The 14,971-nt window shown below is 62.7% G+C and carries 13 protein-coding genes; 7 read left to right on the plus strand and 6 right to left on the minus strand.

The window, feature by feature from the left end; genetic code table 11:
* Position 1: 1 nt before the first annotated feature.
* Complete coding sequence (locus QN084_RS06555; protein ID WP_069695928.1) at positions 2–1,201, minus strand: Gfo/Idh/MocA family protein; 1,200 nt, start codon at positions 1,199–1,201, stop codon at positions 2–4.
* 197 nt (positions 1,202–1,398) lie between these two features.
* Between QN084_RS06555 and QN084_RS06560 the strand changes: the two genes are divergently transcribed.
* From QN084_RS06560 to QN084_RS06575, 4 genes are all read left to right on the plus strand, one after another.
* Positions 1,399–2,361 carry a carbohydrate ABC transporter permease gene (locus QN084_RS06560; protein WP_069695929.1) on the plus strand — a complete coding sequence of 321 codons (963 nt, stop codon included), beginning with the start codon at positions 1,399–1,401 and terminating at the stop codon, positions 2,359–2,361.
* Between the two features lie 9 nt (positions 2,362–2,370).
* Positions 2,371–3,291, plus strand: a complete 921-nt coding sequence (locus tag QN084_RS06565) for a carbohydrate ABC transporter permease (protein ID WP_069695930.1) — start codon at positions 2,371–2,373, stop codon at positions 3,289–3,291.
* Between the two features lie 29 nt (positions 3,292–3,320).
* Complete coding sequence (locus QN084_RS06570) at positions 3,321–4,658, plus strand: ABC transporter substrate-binding protein (RefSeq protein WP_069695931.1); 1,338 nt, start codon at positions 3,321–3,323, stop codon at positions 4,656–4,658.
* A 93-nt stretch (positions 4,659–4,751) separates the two neighbouring features.
* Positions 4,752–6,923 carry an alpha-galactosidase gene (locus tag QN084_RS06575; RefSeq protein WP_069695932.1) on the plus strand — a complete coding sequence of 724 codons (2,172 nt, stop codon included), beginning with the start codon at positions 4,752–4,754 and terminating at the stop codon, positions 6,921–6,923.
* A 149-nt stretch (positions 6,924–7,072) separates the two neighbouring features.
* Here QN084_RS06575 and aroQ read toward each other — a convergent pair whose 3' ends face one another.
* Both aroQ and QN084_RS06585 read right to left on the minus strand, forming a co-directional pair.
* Complete coding sequence (aroQ, locus tag QN084_RS06580) at positions 7,073–7,537, minus strand: type II 3-dehydroquinate dehydratase (protein WP_021473788.1); 465 nt, start codon at positions 7,535–7,537, stop codon at positions 7,073–7,075.
* A 145-nt stretch (positions 7,538–7,682) separates the two neighbouring features.
* Entirely contained in the window at positions 7,683–8,867 is a 1,185-nt protein-coding gene (locus tag QN084_RS06585) for a MarP family serine protease (RefSeq protein ID WP_062097903.1), read from the minus strand.
* Between the two features lie 236 nt (positions 8,868–9,103).
* Between QN084_RS06585 and QN084_RS06590 the strand changes: the two genes are divergently transcribed.
* Entirely contained in the window at positions 9,104–9,781 is a 678-nt protein-coding gene (locus QN084_RS06590) for a Crp/Fnr family transcriptional regulator (protein ID WP_011775987.1), read from the plus strand.
* A gap of 125 nt (positions 9,782–9,906) precedes the next feature.
* On the opposite strand, the gene QN084_RS06595 is transcribed toward QN084_RS06590, so the two are convergent.
* The 3 genes from QN084_RS06595 to sp36 are packed head-to-tail and all read right to left on the minus strand — an operon-like array spanning position 9,907 to position 11,530.
* Positions 9,907–10,818: an NUDIX hydrolase gene (locus QN084_RS06595; protein WP_069695933.1), complete on the minus strand. Its 912-nt coding sequence runs from the start codon at positions 10,816–10,818 to the stop codon at positions 9,907–9,909.
* Positions 10,819–10,835: 17 nt separating this feature from the next.
* Complete coding sequence (locus QN084_RS06600; RefSeq protein WP_021473785.1) at positions 10,836–11,372, minus strand: RidA family protein; 537 nt, start codon at positions 11,370–11,372, stop codon at positions 10,836–10,838.
* Positions 11,373–11,374: 2 nt separating this feature from the next.
* Entirely contained in the window at positions 11,375–11,530 is a 156-nt protein-coding gene (sp36, locus tag QN084_RS06605; RefSeq protein WP_011775990.1) for a Sp36 family protein, read from the minus strand.
* Between the two features lie 37 nt (positions 11,531–11,567).
* Between sp36 and QN084_RS06610 the strand changes: the two genes are divergently transcribed.
* Positions 11,568–13,886: a transglycosylase domain-containing protein gene (locus QN084_RS06610; RefSeq protein ID WP_069695975.1), complete on the plus strand. Its 2,319-nt coding sequence runs from the start codon at positions 11,568–11,570 to the stop codon at positions 13,884–13,886.
* 3 nt (positions 13,887–13,889) lie between these two features.
* On the plus strand, positions 13,890–14,837 hold the full coding sequence (locus tag QN084_RS06615; protein WP_021473783.1) for a metallophosphoesterase: 948 nt from the start codon (positions 13,890–13,892) through the stop codon (positions 14,835–14,837).
* The last annotated feature ends 134 nt before the right edge of the window (positions 14,838–14,971 follow it).

Consider the following 14,971-nt stretch of genomic DNA (forward strand, 5'->3'; position numbering starts at 1 on the left):
GCTACATCGCAGGAGCGTCGCCGAAGTCCGTGATGGGAAGGCGCTCGCCTCCGCGCAACGCGGACTGGTGCGCCACGATGCCGGGAAGGGTATACCGCGCAGCAACCCAGGCATTGACGGGTGGCAGCTGGTTCTTGTTGACGGCAGTGACGAAGTCGTCCACGAGGAACTGATGGCTGCCCTCGTGGCCGTTGGGGGCACCGAGGAACTCCTGCGGAAGCCGGGCCGGCTCGTGGACGGGCGCAAGGCCGGAGATGAAAGCGCCCCGAAGTTCAGGGGCCACGCCAGCCAGGGTGGGATCGTCAGGTGACATGGAGGGTTTCGTTTCAACCTGGTCCGAGACATCGGTGACGCCCTGTTTGTCCTGCCACAGTGTGGTGGTCGCGAGCTGTTCGAAGCTTGCCTCGGTGCCGAAATAGCGGAACCGTGACTCCCGGATGTGGGAGGGATACCCCACCCGGCGCATCTCATTGGTGCGCATCGCACCGCCGTCGTTCATTTCGAACAGGGCCGTTGCGTTGGAAAAGTCGTTGGTGAACATGCTCACGTCCTTGTCGAAGACCCCGTCGTTCCGGTGGTCCTTGATACCGATGCAACTGACGCTGACCGCATGGCCGGGGACAGCACCCAGAACCCCGCCGATTGCGTGGGTGGGATACAGCATGGGCGGGTAGCTGGCGGTCTCTTTCCAACGCTCGCCGCCGCTGTACTGGTAGGCCTCATAGAAACCAAGGTCCATGTCATGGACGTAGTCCCCCTCGGTGTAGAAAATGCGGCCGAACTTTCCGGCTTCCTGCTGTTTCCTGGCGAAGACCGTGGCGGGGTTGTAATAACTCGTTTCACCCATCATGTAGACGAGCTTGGTTTCCCGGACGGCGGTGATGATGCGCTCGATTTCTTCCTCGGAAACGGCCATCGGCACGGCGGAGTAGACGTGCTTTCCGGCGCGCAGCGCCCGTTCAACCAAAAGGCCATGCGTCCATCGCTGGGTAAAGATAGCGACCGCATCGACGTCGGAGGCCAGCAGTTCGTTGAAGGAGGCCATGGTGCCGTCCAAGCTCCATTGCTCCCGGGCGGCCAGCGCCCTCTCGGGGCGTTCATCCACCGCGTAGACCGCGCTGACACCGGGGTGGAGCTTGAACAAGTGCGCGAATTGGCCGCCGAACTGGCCGACGCCCAAGACACCAATCGAAAACGACATTTTGCCCTCCTGAGCTGCGTTGCCTGGGATTGAGGCGCCCGTAGAAGGGCGTGATGCGAGTCTCCCACCACTATCTACTCGAGTCAACTAAGGAGGCTTATCACATCAATAAACTAGGCAAGACCTTGCTTAACAAGTTTCTACTCGTGTAGATTCAGCAGCGTTGTTACCCGCATCACAGTCAGGAAGTGTCGACGATGACCACACTCACCAAGCCTCCGGCCAGCGCAGCCAAGCGCTCCGGACGCAAGCAGGGGCCCGGGAACGCACCCGTCAAACGCAGCATTACCAGCCGCCTCGGCGACCTTCGGATCGCAATCCTCTTCATCCTTCCGGCGATGGTTGGCTTCGTGGCCTTCTTCCTGGTCCCCACCATCCGCGGCATCTACCTCAGCTTCACGGAATACAGCATCCTGGGTGAGCCGACGTGGATCGGGACTAAGAACTACTCGGCACTCTTCCAGGACGAACTGTTCTGGAACGCCATGGGAGTCACCCTCCAGTACGTGGCGCTCAACATCGGATTCCAGACCGTCATCGCGCTGGGTCTCGCGCTGCTGATGCACCGGGTAGCGAAATCCACTTTCATCCGTGGCGCCCTGCTGCTGCCGTTCCTGGTAGCCAACGTCATCGTGGCACTTGTGTGGTTCTGGATGCTGGACTACCAACTGGGCATCGTCAATGAAGTCATGAGCTGGATCGGACTCCCCCGGGTGGCTTTCTTCGGCAGCGAACAGTGGGCCATTCCCACCATCGCCTTCGTGAATGTGTGGCGGCACATGGGCTACACGGCGCTGTTGATCTTTGCCGGCCTACAGTCCATTCCCAACCACCTGTACGAGGTAGCAAACCTCGACGGCGCCTCACCCACCCGGACGTTCTGGAGCATCACCATGCCCCTGCTCCGGCCCGTGCTGGTTCTGGTGCTGGTGGTCACTGTCATCGGATCGTTCCAGGTCTTCGACACCGTGGCCGTCACCACCAACGGCGGGCCCGTCAACGCCTCCCGCGTGATCCAGATGTACATCTACCAAAAAGCCTTCGGCGAGTCGGACTTCGGCTACGCCTCCGCACTGTCCGTCATCCTGTTCATCATTCTCGCCCTGGTGGCCTTCATCCAGATGAAGTTCCTCAAGGGCAACGAATCGGACCTGGACTAAGGAACCGCAATGACAAGCTCAATCCTGCCTGAAACCCGCACGCCGTCCCGGAAGAAGCCCCTGAATTGGCGCCGCATCGGCGCGTGGGTGCTGGTCGCCGTCGCCGTCGCCGTGACCATTGCCCCTTTCTACTGGATGCTGCGCACGGCACTTTCCAGCAACGGCGCCCTAGCCTCCAACTCGGGCAACCTCCTCCCCGCCGAGTTCAGCTGGGGCGCCTTCAAACGGGTCCTTGGCCTTCAAACCACCGAGGAAGCGATCGCCGAAGGCGGCTCCGGCGCCGCCATCAACTTCTGGCTTTACCTGAGGAACTCGATCGTCTTTGCCACGGTCACCACGGTGGCGCAGGTGTTCTTCAGCGCGATGGCCGCCTACGCCTTCGCCCGGCTTCGCTGGCCCGGACGGAACAAGGTCTTCGGCCTGTTCCTCACCACCATGATGGTCCCGCCCATCTTCACCGCCCTGCCCAATTTCCTCATGATCAAGAACCTCGGGCTACTCAACACCATGGCCGGCATGACCCTCCCGTTCCTGTTCATGACGCCGTTTGCGATCTTCTTCCTCCGCCAGTTCTTCCTGGGCATGTCCCGCGAGGTGGAGGAAGCGGCCATGCTCGACGGCGCCAAGCACCTGAGGATCTTCTTCCAGATTGTGCTTCCCAACGCCGCAGCCCCCATCGCCACCCTGGCGCTGCTCACCTTCATCGGTCAGTGGAACGAATACTTCTGGCCTCTCCTGGTTGGCCAGGACGAAAGCGTCCGGGTACTCACTGTCGGCCTGAGCGTCTTCAAATCACAATCCCCGCAAGGCGCCCTGGATTGGTCCGGGCTCATGGCCGGAACCCTCGTGGCCGCGCTGCCGATCTTCATCCTGTTCATCGCCTTCGGCAAGAAGGTTGTGAACTCCATCGGATTCTCCGGAATCAAATAAACCGCAAGAACACTCCTGAAAGGCCTGTCATGAAGAAACCCCTTGGCGTCGCAGCTGCAGCCGCCGCCCTTGCCCTGACGATGTCCGCCTGCGGTGGCTCCGATTCCGGCTCCGCGGCAAACGGCGAAATCAACTACTGGCTTTGGGACGCCAACCAGCTTCCCGCCTACCAACAGTGCGCCGATGACTTCACCAAAGCCAACCCGGATATCAAGGTCAAGATCACCCAGCGCGGGTGGGACGACTACTGGACCACGTTGACCAACGGCTTTGTAGCCGGAACGGCACCGGACGTCTTTACCAACCACCTCTCCAAATACCCGGAATTCGCGGCCAAGAAGCAGTTGCTGCCTTTGGACGAAGCGGTGGAAAAGGACGGCATCAATCTGGACGCCTACACCGCCGGGCTTCCGGAACTGTGGGTTGGCCAGGACGGCAAGCGTTACGGCCTTCCCAAAGACTGGGACACCGTGGGCCTGTTCTACAACAAGGCAATGACCGACGCCGCAGGCATCCCGGCCGAACAGATGGCCAACCTTGACTGGAACCCCAAGGACGGCGGCAGCTACGAGAAAGTCATTGCCAAGCTGACGGTGGACAAAAACGGCAAGCGCGGCGACGAACCCGGCTTCGACAAGGACAATGTAGCCACGTACGGCTTGGGACTCACCGGCAGCGGCGCAGGCCAAGGCCAGACTGAATGGAGCTTCCTCACCGCCACCACCGGATGGACTGCTACGGACAAGAACCCTTGGGGAAGCAAGTTCAACTACGACGACCCCCGCTTCCAGGAGACCATCACCTGGTGGGCCGGGCTGACGGAAAAGGGTTACATGCCCAAGCTGGAAACCACCGTGGGTGCGAGCATGCCGGACAGCTTCGGCGCCGGAAAGGCCGCCATCAACTCCAACGGCGACTGGCTGATCGGGCAGTACAAGACCTACAAGGGCATTGAGACCGCCATTGCTCCTACGCCCAAGGGCCCCAACGGCCAGCGCGCTTCCATGTTCAACGGCTTGGCGGACTCCGTCTGGGCCGGCACCAAGAACCCGGCAGCGAGCGTCAAGTGGGCTGAATACCTCGGCTCAGCAGCCTGCCAGGACGTCGTCGCGGGCAAGGCCGTGGTGTTCCCGGCAATCAGCAGCTCCGCCGAGATCGCCGCCAAGGCCTTCGCCGACAAGGGCATCGACGTGTCCGCTTTCACCACTCACGTCAAGGACGGCACCACCTTCCTCTTCCCGATTGCAGACAAAGCAGCAAAGGTGGACGGCATCATGAAGCCCGCCATGGACGCCGTGCTTTCGGGCAAGAAGCCCGCTTCATCGCTCACGGAAGCCAACAACCAGGTCAACGATCTCTTCAAGTAAAGCCCCTTTTGCGGGGCCCGTTCTGCGCGCATTGACTCCCAGGACGGCGCGCACAACGGGCTCCGCACCCCTTATCTGAAAGCGACTCATTCCATGCACCCGCTCCACCTCCGTTCCGCCGGCACCAGCCTGGTCATCAGCACGCACCGCGGAGAGGCCGAGATTACCCACTGGGGAGCCGACCTCGGCGACTCACTCCCCGACCTTTCCATCCTCAACGAGCCCGTTCCGCCGTCCGCGGCTGACACGAACGTACCGGCAGGGCTGCTCCCCCAGGCTTCCTCCTCTTGGCAAGGCCGCCCGGGCCTCAGGGGACAGCGCGTCATAGACGGCGTACCCGGCTTTGATTTTTCGGTGCGCCTCCGCGTGCTGAGTGCGACGACGGACGGCAGTACCGCCGTCGTTATTCAGTCAGACCCCGACGCCGGGATCACCGTCACCAGCAACCTCACCCTCCATCCGGGCGGGCTGCTGGAACTGCGGCACGAACTACGGAATGACGGAACGTCGCCGTTCCAGGTGGACGAATTGGCAACCGTTCTCCCGGTGGCGCCGGACGCCGTCGAACTTTTGGACCTGACCGGACGCTGGTGCCGGGAGCGCCACCCGCAGCGCCGCCCCCTCCAGCAGGGAACGTGGGTCAGAACGGGACGGCACGGGCGCACCGGGCATGATTCGTCCCTGCTATTCGCCGCCGGGACGGCAGGTTTCGGCAACCGGCACGGCAAGGTTTGGGCCACGCATCTCGCGTGGAGCGGCAACCATGAACAATTTGCGGACAGCGCGGCCGACGGGCGCACCATGATCGGCGGCTCCGAGTTGCTGGGCGCCGCCGAAGTGGTGCTGCAACCCGGCGAAAGCTACACATCTCCCGCCCTGTACGCCGCCTACTCGGACCGTGGCCTCGACGGCATCACTGAAGCCTTCTACAGCTGGTTCCGGTCCCGGCCGCACCACGTGTCGGGCCCGCGCCCGGTGGTCTTGAACACCTGGGAAGCGGTCTACTTTGACCACAATCTGGACACCCTGCTGGAACTCGCGGAGTCAGCCGCTGATTTGGGCGTGGAACGCTTTGTGCTGGACGACGGCTGGTTCCGTGGCCGCCGTGATGACCATGCCGGGCTGGGCGACTGGTACGTGGATGAAACGGTGTGGCCCAAGGGGCTGACACCGCTCATCCAGGCGGTGACGTCCCGCGGCATGGAGTTCGGGCTGTGGGTGGAACCGGAGATGGTCAACCTTGATTCGGACGTCGCGCGCGCCCATCCCGAGTGGATTGTTGGCCCCTCGGTTGCGTCCTACAAGGAGGGCGGCCGGCTCCCGCTCGAGTGGAGGCACCAGCACGTCATGGACCTCGTCAACCCGGAAGCCTGGCAGTACGTCTACGATCGGATCGACGCCCTGCTGCGGGAGAACGACATCAGCTACCTCAAATGGGACCAAAACCGCGACCTGCTCGAACACGGACATGCGGGGCGCGCTTCGGTCCATGAGCAGACCCTCGCCGCATACCGACTCTTCGACGCCTTGCGTGCTGCGCACCCGGAGGTGGAGATTGAGAGCTGCTCGTCCGGCGGCGCCCGCGTGGACTTGGGGATCCTGGAGCGGACAGACCGGATCTGGGCATCGGATTGCAACGACGCGCTGGAGCGCCAAACCATCCAGCGCTGGACAGGCATGGTGGTCCCCCCGGAGCTGGTCGGCAGCCACATCGGTCCCACGACGTCGCACACCACCGCCCGGACACACGATCTTTCCTTCCGCGCGATCACCGCACTCTTCGGCCATTTCGGCATGGAGTGGGATGTCCGCGCGGTCAGGGGAGCCGAGCGCGAGGAACTCAAGCGGTTCATCGCGTTGTACAAGGCGCACCGGGACCTCATCCACAGTGGACGAATGGTGCGCGCCGACTCCCACGATGAGTCCCTCATGGTGCATGGCGTGGTCGCGTCGGAGTACGACGGCGGTATCCCGGCCGGTGCCACTGCGGCGCTGTTTGCGGTGGTCAAGACGCGGACGTCGTTCGCCGAACAGGTGGGCCGCGTTTCACTCCCAGGGCTCGATTCGGACCGTGGCTACCGTGTGGAGCTGCTGTTCCCCACGCCGGAAGACCCCGATTACAGCCACACGGTCATCGAAGCCCAGCCGGTGCAATGGCTGGCCTCCGGCGCGGAAGCTTCCGGGCGGTTTCTCGGGGAGGTCGGGCTGCCGATGCCCGTTTTGCACCCTGAACACGCGGTCCTCCTCCGCATCACCGCCCTGTGATCCCCTATCACATCCCAACGCGTTGGGCCCGACGCTCTATCACATCCCGACGCGTTGGACGCGACGCCCTATCACATCCCAACGCGTTGGGCCCGACGTTCTATCACATCCCAACGCGCTGGGCCCGACGCCCTATCACATCCCAACCGTCAGAGCGTGTCGGCCAGATAGTCGACGGCCAGCTTGTACCCGAGTACACCGGCACCAACAATGATCGCATTGCACACGCCGGACAGGTATGAGTGGTGGCGGAATTCCTCCCGCTGGTGGACGTTGGTGATGTGCACCTCGACGGCGGGGAGCTGGACAGCTGCCAAGGCGTCGCGAAGCGCCACGGACGTGTGAGTGAACGCCCCCGCATTAATCACGATGCCAACCGCCGTTCCGCGGGCGGCGTGGATTGCGTCCAAGAGATCGCCTTCATGGTTCGACTGGACGCAATCCACCGTGAACCCGTGCGATTCGGCGGCGGACAAGGCCAGTCGTTCAACGTCCGCCAATGTGGAGGTCCCGTACTTCTCGGGCTCACGCGTACCCAATAGGTTCAAGTTGGGGCCGTTGACAACAAGAATGGTGCCGCGTCCGGGTTCAGAGGCGGGAGTGGCTTCAGTCATGACTCTCAATCTATAGGGGTGAAAGAGCGTCTGGGAATCAGGGCCATTAGGTGAACGAGCGTTGGCAAAAAACGCTCATTATGTGAGAGAGCATCGCGAATGTGGGGGCACATCACGCGGACGGGGGCAGGTCAGGCAGCGGTTATTACTTGCGCGTGCACTGGCCTGACTCCACCGGGGCGCTCAATCCGGGAGCCTGCGCCGCTACCGGCTGGACGTCCTGCATGGTCAGCGCGAAACCGAGGGCAGCATTGGTTGTTGTTTTGGCAAAGATGAGGCCAGCCACCTGCCCCTGCGTCGTGAGCAAAGGCCCGCCCGAGTTGCCCGGCTGGACGTCGCCCGCCAGCTTATAGACCAGCTCAGGTGACGGGTTGCTGCCGTAAATGTCCGGAACCAGGATCGTCGAGATCCCTTCCACAGTGGCGGGTTTGGACTGGAACGGCCCGCCGTGCGGGTAACCGGCGAACGCTGCGGGACTGCCGTCAGGCAGGTCCCCGCTCAACGGCAGCGGCGAAGCGGCGAGTCCGTCCACAGCCAACACGGCAATGTCCCGCCGGGGGTCGAAGTAGACCACCCGTCCCGGCAGCGCACCGCCGTCGGGCACTTCCACCACCGGTTGCGACACGCCGGCAACGACGTGCGCGTTGGTGACCACGCGCTCCGGTGACACCACGAAGCCGGAACCCGTCTGGTTCTGGCCGCATTGGAAGGCTGTGCCGGCGATCTTCAGCACGGATTGTGCAGCCTGGTTGAGGGCAGGGGTATCGGTGGACTCGTTGGGGATTTTGGCCGGTGTGGTGGAGCCGAAGCCCTCGATCAGTTTGGGAATGCCATCGCCGATCACCGTGGACCGCAGTTGCGCCATGGTGGCTTTGACGGGCGTTGGCGTCAGTGAATCGATGTACCGGATCACCCTGGATTGCGCCAGCTGCTGTGAGACGAAGGGCACACCGAGGGAACTGATGCTGAAGGCCAACATGGACATGACCAGCGCGGCGACCACGAGGCTTACCGCACCGCCCACCAGGCGGTCCACAGCGTGCAGCGGCTTAAGCCGCACCACGTGACGGACCCGTCGCCCGATCATGGTTCCGAGTCCATGGCCCAAAGCAATAAGTACGACGGCGGCAGCCACTGTGGCGGTAAGCCTCCACGCGCTGTCACTCACCCAGCCGCTGACCAGCGGGACCGCGATGAAGGCCGCGATTGCACCAACGATGAATCCCGCGATCCCGCCGAGGGTCACCAGGAAGCCATTGCGAAGGCCATAGATCAGGTAGGACAAGAGCATGAAAATCAATGCAAAGTCCAAAATGGTCAAGCCAAACACCAAGTGCTCCTCATAGCCGGGTAGCGCCAATTCTAGAGGGGGACCCTGACAGTAAACCGTTAGCCCGGTCACGGAGCGGGCTCGGTCCGGGTTCAGTTGTGGCCTGAAACAGGGCGATCGGGCAACGGAATCCGCGTGATTTCAGCGTTTCACGTGCCAAGTACGTCACAGAACGCTAAAAATTCTGAAACAATGGCTGAAGCGCCACGACCGAAACTTTATTCTCAGGAGACTTCATGGACATCGAGGTATTGCGCCGCGCACCCCTCTTCGCCACCCTTGACGACGATGCATTCCGCTTGCTGACAGACGAACTCACCGAGGTGGATCTTTCCCGCGGGGCGTCGGTGTTCCGCGAAGGAGACCAGGGTGACCAGCTCTACTTCATTGTGTCCGGCAAGGTAAAGCTCGGCCGCACTTCCCCCGACGGCCGTGAGTCGCTGCTGGCGATCCTCGGCCCCGGTGAACTCTTCGGCGAGATGGCCCTGTTCGATCCGAGCCCCCGCACCGCTACGGCAACCGCTGTCTCGGAGACCCGCCTCGCCGGCCTGAAGAACGAGAGCCTCAACGCACTGCTCCGCACCCGCCCTGAGGTGTCGGCCCAGCTGCTGCAGGCCTTGGCGCGCCGCCTGCGCCGCACCAACGATTCCCTGTCCGACCTCGTCTTCTCCGACGTCCCCGGCCGCGTAGCGAAGGCCCTCCTGGACCTCGCCGACCGCTTCGGCCGCCCTGCGACCGACGGCGTGCTGGTCGCCCACGAACTGACGCAGGAAGAACTGGCCCAGCTGGTCGGCGCATCCCGCGAAACTGTCAACAAGGCCCTGGCCGAATTCGTCCAGCGCGGTTGGCTGCGGTTGGAAGCGCGCGCCGTCGTTATTCTCGACATGCAGCGCCTGCGTCAGCGCTCCCGCTAAACCCCCTTCGCAAAGAGGCCGCTCCGGTGATCACCGGGGCGGCCTTTTTCGTGAGAGAGGAACGCCCGAAAATGGGCGGGACGTGACAGAGGGACGCCGGAAAACGGGCGGGAAGTGATAGAGGGTCAGCGTTCGCGCTGGGGTTCGCCCGGGACGGTCCTTGCGGCTTCAACCTCGAGCATGAGCTGCCCGCCCTCGTCCACGAGCCGGGGCTGGTAGACATGCGCCTTCCGCTTGTAGCTCAGGTAAGCGATGCAGCCGTTGGCGTGGGCCATTTTCTCGAGCATGATCTCAGACCCGGGAACCAGCAGCTCGCCGAGCTTGTGGCCGACGGTGTTTTCCTGTGCCACTTCATCACCCAAGGCGGAGGTGTCCCTGAGGGCAATAGCCTCGGCAGCATTGACCCATCGGCCCCATACGCCCTTGCTGCCCAGGATGCTCGGCTGCTGGTTGACGGGAACAGTGGCCGCGAAATAGCGCGTGTTGAAGCGTGAGTGCGCGAAGTCGGGGCTGAGCCAATTGACCAGGGGTTTGAGGAGGTCGGTGCGCACGGACAGTCCGCGCTTCGCCAGGACTTCTGTGAAGGATTTCTCCTGGGCGGCAACGGCCTCGCGGGCCTTCATCCATTCCACGGTGGAGTTCGACTCCACCGTGGAGGCAGCGTCAGGGCCTGCCAACAGAACGCCGGTCTCTTCGAAGAGCTCCCTGATGGCGCCCACCACGTGACGGCGGGCGAGTCCGACGTCGTCCGTCCCCATCTGCTCGGCCCAGTGCTGGGGCGACGGGCCCAACCAACCGACGGGTTCGTCGTCGGAGGGTTCAAGCGAACCGCCGGGGAACGCGAGAACGCCCAACGGCGAGGAGCCGGGCCTGTAACCAAGCCACGTCTCCAAGCCGGTGGGCGAATCACGCAGCAGGACAACGGATGATGCGTAGCGGGCGGTCCTGGGGGTCCGCTCGCCAAGGTGAAGCCAGTTCTCTGCCGCTCCTTCGAGTTCAGGAGGCAGGACAAACAGGCGACGGGCAAGCTGAGGCACTTGGGTGAACCGGTTCCTTAGCTGAATTCAGCGATGAGCTCGACCTCGACAGGCGAGTCAAGCGGCAATACGGCAACGCCGACGGCGGAACGGGCGTGGATGCCGGCGTCGCCGAATACCTGGCCCAGGAGTTCGGAAGCGCCGTTGATGACACCGGGCTGGCCGGTGAACGTGGGATCGGATGAGACGAAGCCAACAACTTTGACGATCCGGGTAACGCGGTCGAGGTCGCCGATGACGCTCTTCACTGCTGCGAGGGCGTTGATCGCGCATACGGCGGCGTAACGCTTGGCGTCCTCGGGATCGACGGTGGGCTCATCGGACGTGCCGAGTTCGCCTGTGGAGACCTTGCCCGTAGCTTCGAGTTTGCCGTTAATAAAGGGCAGCTGGCCGGAGGTGTAGACGTAGCTGCCGGACACGACGGCCGGAACGTAGGCAGCAACCGGAGCGGCGACCTCGGGAAGGGTCAGTCCGAGCTCCGCGAGGCGCTGTTCGACGGCGGACGTCGGAGCGCCCGATTCCGCGGCAGAGGTGGTTTCTGCGGGGGTAGTCATTGTTACTGCTTCTCCCTTTTAAGGTATGCGACAAGTCCTTTGCCATCGGGGCCACCGACGACCTGTACAAGCTCCCAGCCGTCCTCGCCCCACTGGTCCAGGATCTGCTTCGTGGCATGGATTATGAGCGGAATCGTGGCGTACTCCCATTTGGTCATGACAGAAAGCCTAGCCCTTGCCGGTAAAGTGGAAAACATGGTGACTCGCAAGAACCCCATATTCGACACTGCCACCACCCTCGGAAAGATTCTAGGTTTCCTTGGCGTGAGTGCAATTTGTGGCGTCTTGGTGGCGGGCCTCTTGGTCCCGGCCGCCGCCGTCTCCGGCAGTGCCGCCAGTGGTTCCATCCAGTTCTTTGACACGCTTCCGGCGGAGCTCCAAGTGGACCCGCCGAGCCAGAACACCACGATTCTGGCCAAGGACGGATCGCCCATTGCGTCGATCTACGCGGAGAACCGGACGAAGGTCCCCCTCGACCAGATGAGCCCCTTCATCAAGGACGCTGTCATCGCGATCGAGGACAGCCGTTTTTATGAGCACGGCGGCATCGACACCACGGGCATCATGCGCGCGCTGGTGAGCACGGCCCGCGGTAACAAGCAGGGTGCGTCCACCATCACCCAGCAGTACGTCAACAACGTCATCAACGAGTCACTGGTGGCTTCCGGCAAGGAAGAAGACGTCAAGCTCAACGGCCTTAACAAGGGCGTTGGGGACAAGCTGCGTGAAATGAAGCTCGCGATCGCCTTGGAGAAGAAGTTCTCCAAGGAGCAGATCCTTGAGGGATACCTCAACATTGTCTTCTTCAACCGTGACGCTTACGGCATCGAAGCCGCTTCCAAGTTCTTCTTCAGCACCAGCGCGAAGGACCTGACGCTGCCGCAGGCAGCCCTGCTTGCAGGCCTGGTCAACAGCCCCTCGGCCTTTGATCCGATCAGCAACCCGGACAACTCCAAGAAGCGCCGCGACCTGGTGCTGGCCGCCATGGTCAACCAGGGCAAGATCACCCAGGCAGAGTACGACGAGGCTGTGGCCACTCCTGTCACCACCAAGGTCACCCCGGCCCGCCAGGGTTGCGCCTACGCCACCATGGCTCCGTACTTCTGTGACTACGTGCTCCACCTTCTCTTGAACAACCCCGCCTACGGCGAAACTTCCGACGATCGCGAGAAGCGCATCATGCGCGGCGGCCTCACCATCCAGACCACCCTCGACCCCACGGCCCAGGCTGTGGCACAGCAGCAGGTGGATGGTACGGCCGGCGCCAACCCGGACAAGTGGGGCGCGTCGATCGTCTCCGTACAGCCGGGCACCGGCCAGATCGTGAGCATGGCCCAGAACACCGTGTGGCTCCCGCAAGAGGGCAAGTTCGATCAAACCCAGAACTTCAACGTGGACGTCATGGACGCCAAGGGCAACGACCTGAACGGCATCGGTGGCTTCCAGCCCGGCTCGACGATGAAGCCGTTTACGTTCGCCGAATGGTTGAACGAAGGCAAGTCCATGAACCAGACGGTCAATGCAGCGCAGCGCCGGTATCCACAAAACTTCCCGTGGAAGAACACCTGTGAAACGCCGACCGTTGGCTGGTATGACGCCACCAACGGCACGTTCGATCTCCAGAACTCCGATGAGGGCTACTACCGCAACATGACCGTCCTTTACGGCCTCATGAACTCCATCAACACCGCCACGTTCGCTTCAGCGGCACAGGTGGACCTCTGTGGGATTCAGAAGATTGTTGACGCTGTGGGAATCCATGGCGGTCTGCCCGCGCGGGACAAGGAAACCGGCAAGATCACGGATCCGAACCCCAAGGTCACCATGACCACGCTGTCCAACCTGATCGGTGCGACGCAGACGGCACCGCTGACGATGGCAAGTGCCTTTGCGACATTCGCCGCTGACGGCAAGTACTGCGAACCAATCGCCATCACCTCCGTGAAGGACCAGACCGGAGCAGATCTTCCGGCGCAGTCGTCCAACTGCAAGGACGCTGTGAAGCCGGAAGTTGCACGCGGCGTGGCTTACGCGATGCAGGAAGTACTGAATGCCGGCTCCGGTTCCTTGATCCGCCCGGCGCTCAGCACGAAGAACAATTTCCCCGTCGCCGCAAAGACCGGTACCAACGACTCCAACGGCTCCACGTGGGTTGTGGGTTACACCACGGGGCTGGCCACGGCCTCTTGGTTCGGCGATCCCTTGGGTGACCAGCTCCGCCCAGGCCGTAACATCACCGTCAACGGCAAGTTCTACCAGTCCATTGACGGTTACATGATCGCCGGTCCGCAGTTCACCAACTTCATGCTGGCGGTAGCACCTGCGTATGGAACCAACCCGTTCCCGGCACCGCCATCCAACCTCATGGGCGGCGGAGCACCGCAGCGCAACAACACACCGGCGCCCAACACACAGAACAGCCAAGCCCCGTCCAACGGCGGCAACAGCGGCAATAGTGGCAATAACGGGAACAACGGTGGAAACGGCAATAACAACGGCCCCGGCAAGGACTGACTAGTGACTTTCCGTGATTCCCTGGCAAACCGCGTCCGCGTTATCGGGCGCGGTTTCGCCGTAACCACAGCAATCGGAGCAACAGCCGGCGCAGCAGCTGCCGCCTACGGCTGGTGGGAAAAGGACCAGTTCGAGCTCAGGCGGGAGACGCTGCCCATTCTGCCCGAGGACTTTGGACCACTCCGCGTCCTGCACCTGAGCGACATCCACTTCGTCCCGGGACAAGACAAAAAGGCGCAGTGGCTGCGGTCTCTGGCAGACCTCAAACCGGACCTCGTGGTCAATACCGGTGACAACCTGAGCCACCAGAAGGCAATAGATCCCTTGGTGGAGGCGCTCCGTCCCCTGATGGAATTCCCGGGCGTCTTTGTGCCGGGTTCCAACGACTATTACGCGCCCCGCATGAAGAATCCGGCCGGCTACTTCCGTGGACCGTCAAAGCCCAAGCAAGACCCCATCAAGCTCGACTGGCCCAAGCTCCGCACGGCCTTCGGCATGGGCGGGTGGATCGAACTGACCAACCGGGCACAATCGGTGGTCATCGACGGACTGCGGTTCGACTTCTCCGGTGTTGATGATCCGCACTTGAAGCGTGACCGTTTCGCCGGCTGGCCCCGCGGCACGGTCAACCAGGATGCCCGCCCCCATCTGAGGGTTGGGGTCATCCACGCACCCTACCAACGCGTCCTTGACCGCTTCACCGAAGCGGAGGCAGACCTCATCCTCGCCGGGCACACTCACGGCGGCCAGATCTGCATCCCCGGCTACGGTGCGCTCGTGTCCAATTGCGACCTCCCCACGTGGCGCGCCCGCGGCCTCCACGATTGGGAAAGCGATGGATTCACGACGCCGGTGAACGTCTCCGGCGGCATCGGAACCTCCCGCTTCGCCCCGGTCCGCATCGCGTGCCGCCCGGAAGCGGTCCTGTTGACCCTTACGGCCCGCAACTGAACCAGCTGCGGCATTACAAAGCCCAATAACTGGGACCATCATTCCAACGGCGTCGCGCCATCCTGTGAAACGAATCACGGCATGACATAGGGTTGTTGCTACGGGAAACTACCTCCGCACCACCTGAAGATCCA

The sequence above is a fragment of the Paenarthrobacter sp. R1 genome (assembly GCF_030264015.1).
Classification (GTDB): Bacteria; Actinomycetota; Actinomycetes; order Actinomycetales; family Micrococcaceae; genus Arthrobacter; species Arthrobacter ureafaciens.

Coding starts and splice junctions, on each gene's coding strand:
- QN084_RS06590 (WP_011775987.1), top strand. CDS start 9,104: ATGGACATCGAGGTATTGCGCCGCGCACCCCTCTTCGCCACCCTTGAC.
- QN084_RS06610 (WP_069695975.1), top strand. CDS start 11,568: ATGGTGACTCGCAAGAACCCCATATTCGACACTGCCACCACCCTCGGA.
- QN084_RS06555 (WP_069695928.1), bottom strand. CDS start 1,201: ATGTCGTTTTCGATTGGTGTCTTGGGCGTCGGCCAGTTCGGCGGCCAA.
- QN084_RS06560 (WP_069695929.1), top strand. CDS start 1,399: ATGACCACACTCACCAAGCCTCCGGCCAGCGCAGCCAAGCGCTCCGGA.
- aroQ (WP_021473788.1), bottom strand. CDS start 7,537: ATGACTGAAGCCACTCCCGCCTCTGAACCCGGACGCGGCACCATTCTT.
- QN084_RS06575 (WP_069695932.1), top strand. CDS start 4,752: ATGCACCCGCTCCACCTCCGTTCCGCCGGCACCAGCCTGGTCATCAGC.
- QN084_RS06600 (WP_021473785.1), bottom strand. CDS start 11,372: ATGACTACCCCCGCAGAAACCACCTCTGCCGCGGAATCGGGCGCTCCG.
- sp36 (WP_011775990.1), bottom strand. CDS start 11,530: ATGACCAAATGGGAGTACGCCACGATTCCGCTCATAATCCATGCCACG.
- QN084_RS06570 (WP_069695931.1), top strand. CDS start 3,321: ATGAAGAAACCCCTTGGCGTCGCAGCTGCAGCCGCCGCCCTTGCCCTG.
- QN084_RS06565 (WP_069695930.1), top strand. CDS start 2,371: ATGACAAGCTCAATCCTGCCTGAAACCCGCACGCCGTCCCGGAAGAAG.